The organism is Streptomyces sp. NPDC033216 (assembly GCF_055577115.1).
In genome coordinates this window covers 23,551-30,067 of sequence record NZ_JBVIQK010000044.1, presented here as the reverse complement: position 1 = coordinate 30,067, position 6,517 = coordinate 23,551, and the positions used below count along the sequence as shown (strand labels likewise).

The window sequence follows — 6,517 nt, the reverse complement described above, 5'->3', positions numbered from 1 at the left end:
CTCCGGTGAGGCGGTGAGGGCGGCGAAGGCCCAGCGGAAGCCGGCGTTGATGGGGCGGTTGTTCTTGACGAACCGGCGGCCGACGAAACGCTTCTGCGCAACAGTGGAAGCGCCTTTGACCGACTGGGAGTCCACGATCAGCGTCACCGGATGCGGGCAGCGGCCCTTGCCGGTACGGATCCTCCGGCGGAGCTGGTCACGGATGTAGGTGACAACGTAAGGAGGCGTGACCGGCTCGGCAAGCAGGGTGCCGTCGGCTGTCTCGCCGGAGACGGCCAGTGATTTGGGGCTGCGGACGCCGGCAAAGAGGGCGGGAGTCTGTTCGGGGACCGTCGAGGGGTGCAGACGCGTCCCGTCCAGGCGGACGTAGCGTCCGTCCGTATCGGCTGTCTCGCCAGTCAGGAGTGTTCGGAGGGCGTGGATGTGTTCGCGCAGCAGTGTCAGTGGGCTGTCGGGCCAGGCTCCTGCGCTGCGCATCCAGTCGGGCATGCCGTGGCCGACGGCGATGTCGAGTCGGCCGGGGTGCAGCTGGGCGAGTGTGGCTGCTTCCATGGCGGTGAAGGCGACGTTGCGGGCTGCGGCGGGCAGGAGGCCGACGCCGACTCGGATGCGCCGGGTGTGGGCCAGTACGGTGGCTGCCTGGGCGATTCCTCCGCGGTATCCGAGGTCTTCGGCGACCCACAGTTCGCCGAAGCCGTAGGCGTCGGCTTCGCGGGCGAAGGGGACCAGGTCGGCCGCCGGAATGTCGCAGGGCAGCAGGACACCGATCGCGCCGGTCGTCTGGGTCACCGGTTGTCTCCACTGTCGGCAGGGCATGGCGCGCTGCTGTCTTTCAGGCGGTCTGCGTCTGGGGCCGGGTGCTCATTTGTACCCACACCCTCTTGCCGCTGACTACCCGGTGGCATCCGAAGGCGGACGCGAGGGCGCGGACGATGGCCAGGCCCCGTCCGTGGTCGTCGTCGCTGTCCTCACAGGGGACCGTACGGTCGCTGGAGTCTGCGCAGGTGTCGGTTACCGCGATGACGAGTTGCTGGTCCTGGATGAGAAGACGCAGGTCCGCGGGGCCGTTGCGGGTGTGCACAATGGCGTTGGTGACGAGTTCCGAGATGACCACGACGGCGTCGTCGATGACGGCAGTGGGTATACCCCATTCGGTCAGGACCGTATCGGCGTGGCGGCGGGCTGCTCGGACCGCGTGCTGCGTGTCGCTGAGGGGCAGGTGGCTGCTGGGACAGCTGGTGTGCAGCTGGGCGGGGATGCGGTCGATGGTGGGGGTGTTCATGGTGCACCTGGGTCGAGGTAGGGCGGCGGCAGCGGGAGAGCGGCATGGGGGCCGGTGCGGGTTCTCGTTGCCGGTGCGGTGGGTGCGGGCGGTTTTCCTCCTGGGGTGTAGTGCCGCCTGGACAGGTGGGGCGGGTCTGGCGGCGTGCTGTTGGAGGTGACCCCGGACCCGGTAGCGGGACGGTAAAGACCGGGTCCGGGGTGGCTTTGTGGGGTTACTTCACGGCGCCGGCGGTGAGGCCTCGGGTCAGGGAGCGCTGGAAGATGAGGAAGAAGACGACCATGGGAATGACGCCGAGGAGGGCGGCGGCGCTCAGGGAGGTGGGGTCGCTGGTGTACTGGCCCTGCAGGACGGACAGGCCGAGGGGGACGGTCTGGTTGTCGTTGGAGATGAGCAGGACCAGGGGGTAGAGGAACTCGTTCCAGCTCCAGACGAAGAAGAACACACACATCACTGACAGAGTGGGCCAGCTCATGGGGAGGACGATGCGCCACAGGATGGTCCAGCGTCCGGCGCCGTCGAGGGAGGCTGCTTCGATGAGCTCCTTGGGGAAGCTGGCGAAGACGGAGGAGAGCAGGTAGGTGCCGAAGGCGCTGTAGGTGATGCCGACCAGGATGGTGTAGCCGAGCTTGCCGTCGTAGAGGCCCATCTCCTTGAACAGGTAGTAGATGGGGTAGACGAGGCCTTCTTGCGGCAGGACGTTGAGGCCGAGGAAGAAGACGAGGAAGGCGGTGCGCCAGCGGACGCGGCCGATGCCGATGGCGTAGGCGTTGAAGAGGGCCAGGACGACGGCGATGAGGACGACACCGAGGCTGATCTGAACGCTGTTGAGCAGTTTCTGGGTGAATCCGACGCGTTCCCAGACGTCGCCGATGATGGCCCAGTTCCACTCCTCGGGCAGGGACAGGGAGCCGTTGGCCCGGTAGTCGGCGCCGGTCTTGAAGGAGTTGAGCAGGATGACGGCGAAGGGAGAGAGGAAGGCGAGGACGAAGACGCTGACCGCGGCGATGACGGCGTAGGAGCCGGCGCCTCTTTTGCGTGTGGGGTTCTTCCTGCGGGTTTTGGGTGCGGCGTGGCCGCGGGGGGCCTGCTTGGACGGGCCGGGCTGCGTGGTGGGTTGGGTGGTCATGGTCATCGTCATCCGTCCTCGCGGGCCTGGCGGGTGAGCATGGCTCCGGCGATGATCAGCACGAGCAGGGTGATGGTGGTGGAGATTGCTGATCCGTAGCCGACGTCGGCGCGCTCGAAGAAGTTCTGGTAGGCGAAGTAGGCGGGGACGAGGGTGGAGTTTCCGGGGCCGCCGCCGGTGAGGACGAAGATCTGGGCGAAGACCTTCAGGCCGGCGATGGTGGTGGTGACGAGGACGACGTAGACCTCGGGGCGCAGGATGGGGACGGTGATGCGGGTGAAGCGCTGCCACCAGGTGGCGCCGTCGAGGGAGGCGGCTTCGTAGAGTTCGGGGTCGATGCGCTGCAGGCCGGACATGAACAGCACGAGCGGGTAGCCGAGCTGCATCCAGACCAGGACGGCCAGGACCATCCACAGGGCGAGGTCGGGGTCGCCGAGCCAGTTCTGGGTCAGCGAGCCGAGGCCGATGGTCTCCAGGATGCTGTTGATGGCGCCTTCGGGGGCGAGGATCCAGCCCCACATCAGGCCGGTGACGGCGACGGGGATGACCTGGGGCAGGTAGAGGCCGGAGCGGAAGACGCCGACGATGCCGTCGCCGTGCTTCTTGCCGATGAAGTCGAACAGCAGGGCGGCGAGGAAGAGGCCCAGGAGGGTGGGGACGACGGCGATGCCGATGATGACGAAGCCGATGTTGCGGAAGGAGGCCCAGAAGTCGGCGTCCTGGAAGAGCCGGGTGTAGTTGTCCAGGCCGGTGAAGGTCGGATCACCGATGCCCTGCCAGGTGGTGAGGCTGTAGTAGAAGGTCATCACCAGCGGGACGACGAGGAAGAGCAGGCTGAGCAGGAGGCCCGGTGCGAGGAAGACGGCATAGCCTGTCGACCGCGGGTGACGTGTGGTTTTCACTGTTGCTCCTGGGTGGGCGGGACGGCGTCCGCTGGGCGGTACGCCGTCCCCTGAACGGCGTGGGGTGCGGCCGCGGGCAGGCGGCCGTGGGCCTTAGGACCGGGAGGCGACGTACTTGTCGTAGGGGGCGGCGAGCTCGTCCAGGACGGTGTCGGGCTTGGCGCCGTTCATCAGGTTCTGGGTGGAGGACAGCCAGGTGTCGTAGTAGCCGGCGACCGGCCAGTCGGGGTAGAAGGCCAGGCCGCGGCCGTTCTGGGCGGCCTGGAAGGCGGTGACCAGGCTGCGGGACTTCTCGTTGCTGATGGCGTCGGCCTTGACCGTCAGGGGGACGTTGCCCTCTTCTCCGATCAGCTTCTGGATCTTGTCCGCCATCGTGATGTCGATGAAGTCCTCGGCGAGCTTCTTGTTCTTCGCCTTGGTGGGGATGACCCAGTTGTTGCCGCCGGAACCGGGGGTCTTCTCGCTGCCCGGGTAGGGGGCGGTGGACCAGGTGAAGTTCTTGGCGTCGGTGAGCAGGCCGCCGAACCACCAGTTGCCGCCGACCATGATGGGGCGCTTCTGGGCGACGAACTGCTCGGTCATGTTGTTGCCCTTGAGGCCGACGTCCTTCTTGTCGAAGTAGCCCTTGTCGACCCACTCCTTGTACTTGTTGGCCGCGTAGGTGAACTCGGGGCCGTGGAAGTCGACCTTGCCCTTGTAGAGCTGGTAGTTGTCGACCCAGGTGTCGTCGGCCTTGGACAGGGCCAGCAGGTAGAGCCAGTGGCCGGCGGGGTGGTCGTTTCCGGCGTTGGCGAGCGGGGTGATGCCGGCGGCCTTGAACTTGGCGAGAGCGCCTTCGAAGCTGGCGAAGTCGGTGGGCTTGGCGACGTTGTGCTTCTTGAACAGGTCGTCGTTGTAGTAGGCGAGGACGAACTCGCCGTAGTTGGGCACGCCGTACCACTTGTCGCCGCCCATTTCGCCCTTGGCGTCGTAGCGGGCGGTGACGGAGGCGCTGTCGCCGACCTTCTTGTCCCAGCCGCGTTCCTTGACGGTGGTGGTGAGGTCGGTGAGCAGACCCTGCTTGGCGAGTAGGCCGGTGGTGGCGTTGCCCTTGTTGTACTCCATGACGTCGGGCGCCTTGTCGGAGTTCAGGATCATGCCGGCGTTCTGCTGGATCTGCTCGAAGGCCTTCTGCTCGAACTCGACCTTGACGCCGGGGTGGGTCTTCTTGAACTCCTCTATGGCCGCGGCCCACGCCTTGCCGAGTGCGCCGTCCTTGTCCTCGTAGTGCCAAAGGCGCAGGGTGTTGGTGTCGGCTTCGGCGGTGTCGGAGCCGCCGCAGGCGGTCAGGGGGGCCAGCAGGGCCAGGGCGGTGACCGCGAGCAGGAGCGGCTTGCTGCGCCGGGCGGTGCGGGTGCGCGGGTTGTTCATGGCTGTTTCCTTGGTGTGCGTCGTTGCTACAAGGGGTGGTGTCAGCTGGTGCGGCGGCGGTGGACGCGGGCTTCCCACGGCTGCAGGGTGTGCGGGCTCGTGAGGGGCTGGGGGGCGGGTGTGTTGGCGATGAGGATGTCGCTGTGTTCCCAGCCGTCGGGCAGGTCGACGGTGAGGTCGGATCCGCTGAAGTTGGCCAGGACGAGCAGTTCGGTGCCGGCGGCCGCGTCGTGGCGGGTGAAGGCGTAAAGCTGCTCGTGGTCGGGGTGGACCATGCGGAAGTCGCCGTGGGTGAGCGCGGACTCGGTGTGCCGCAGGGCGATCAGGCGCCGGTAGTAGTGGAAGACGGAGTCCGGGTCGGCGAGCTGGCTCTTGGCGTTGACTTCGGTGTGGTCGGGGTTGACGGCGATCCAGGGGGTGCCGGTGGTGAAGCCGCCGTGTGCGGTGGCGTCCCACTGCATGGGGGTGCGGGCGTTGTCGCGGCTGATGCGGCTCAGACCCTTGAGGATGTCCTCTTCGGTGTCGCCGAGGGCTGTGCGGTCCTGGAAGTGGTTGAGGGATTCGATGTCCCGGAAGTCTTCGAGGGAGGTGAAGGGGAAGTTGACCATGGCCAGCTCTTCGCCCTGGTAGACGTAGGGGGTGCCGCGGTGAAGGTGCAGGACGGTGGCCAGCAGCTTGGCGGAGCGGTCGCGCCAGGCGGGGCTGTCGTCGCCGAAGCGGGAGACGACTCGCGGCTGGTCGTGGTTGTTCCAGTACAGGCTGTTCCAGCCGGTGTCGCCCAGACCGGTCTGCCAACGGCCGAGGCTTGCCTTGAGGTCGGTCAGCTTCAGGGGCCGGATGTCGAACTTTCCCCCGGGGCCGTGGTCGAGGCCGACGTGCTCGAACTGGAAGACCATGTCGACTTCGCGGCGGGCGGGGTCGGTGAACAGGCGGGCGTCCTCGACGGTGACGCCGGGCATTTCCCCGACGGTCAGCAGCTTGCGGGGATGTCCGGCGAAGACCTCGCGGTGCATCTCGGCCAGGTACTCGTGGATGCGAGGCCCGCAGATGTAGTGGGGGCTGCCGTCGCCGAGCCGGGCGCCTTCGTGGACGATGCCGTCGGGCAGGCCGGGCGCCTTGGAGATGAGGTTGATGACATCCATGCGGAAGCCGTCGACGCCCCGCTCGAGCCACCAGCGCATCATCTCGTAGACGGCATGGCGGACCTCGGGGCTCTCCCAGTTGAGGTCGGGCTGCTTGCGGGAGAACAGGTGCAGGTAGTACTCGCCGCTGGCGGCGTCGTAGGTCCAGGTGGGCCCGGAGAAGAACGAGCCCCAGTTGTTGGGCTCCGCACCGGGGGTGCCGGGCTCCATGCCGTCGCGGGCGGGACGCCAGATGTACCAGTCGCGCTTGGGGCCGTTGGGGCCGCCGTCGCGGGAGGCGGTAAACCAGGGGTGTTCGTCGCTGGTGTGGTTGACGACGAGGTCCATGACGAGCTTCATGCCGCGCTCGTGGACCGCGGCCAGGAGGCGGTCGAAGTCGGCAAGGGTCCCGAAGAGCGGGTCGATGTCCTGGTAGTCGCTGATGTCGTACCCGTTGTCGTCGTGCGGGGACGGGTAGACCGGGGACAGCCACAGGACGTCGACGCCGAGCTCAGAGAGGTAGTCCAGGCGCTCGATGATGCCCTGCAGGTCACCGATGCCGTCCGCGTCGGAGTCCGCGAAACTGCGGGGGTAGATCTGGTAGACCACCGCGTTGCTCCACCAGGAGTCGGTGGGACCAGGCGTGTTCTCGGGCACGTCAGAACCTCATCGT

At 67.1% G+C, this 6,517-nt stretch carries 6 protein-coding genes; all 6 read right to left on the bottom strand.

Annotation, left to right across the window (positions count from 1 at the left end):
- Positions 1 to 816: LLM class flavin-dependent oxidoreductase (locus ACZ5Y0_RS36035; protein WP_469132845.1), on the bottom strand; the 816-nt coding region annotated here is incomplete at its 3' end.
- Positions 817 to 832: 16 nt separating this feature from the next.
- Positions 833 to 1,282, bottom strand: a complete 450-nt coding sequence (locus ACZ5Y0_RS36030; RefSeq protein WP_469132844.1) for an ATP-binding protein — start codon at positions 1,280 to 1,282, stop codon at positions 833 to 835.
- A gap of 214 nt (positions 1,283 to 1,496) precedes the next feature.
- The gene (locus ACZ5Y0_RS36025; protein WP_469132847.1) at positions 1,497 to 2,411 is read right to left on the bottom strand and encodes a carbohydrate ABC transporter permease; all 915 of its coding nucleotides are present in this window, start codon (positions 2,409 to 2,411) and stop codon (positions 1,497 to 1,499) included.
- Positions 2,412 to 2,419: 8 nt separating this feature from the next.
- Entirely contained in the window at positions 2,420 to 3,313 is an 894-nt protein-coding gene (locus tag ACZ5Y0_RS36020; RefSeq protein ID WP_469132843.1) for a carbohydrate ABC transporter permease, read from the bottom strand.
- Between the two features lie 93 nt (positions 3,314 to 3,406).
- Positions 3,407 to 4,723: an ABC transporter substrate-binding protein gene (locus ACZ5Y0_RS36015; protein WP_469132842.1), complete on the bottom strand. Its 1,317-nt coding sequence runs from the start codon at positions 4,721 to 4,723 to the stop codon at positions 3,407 to 3,409.
- Positions 4,724 to 4,764: 41 nt separating this feature from the next.
- Entirely contained in the window at positions 4,765 to 6,501 is a 1,737-nt protein-coding gene (locus ACZ5Y0_RS36010; protein ID WP_469132841.1) for an alpha-glucosidase, read from the bottom strand.
- Positions 6,502 to 6,517: the final 16 nt, after the last annotated feature.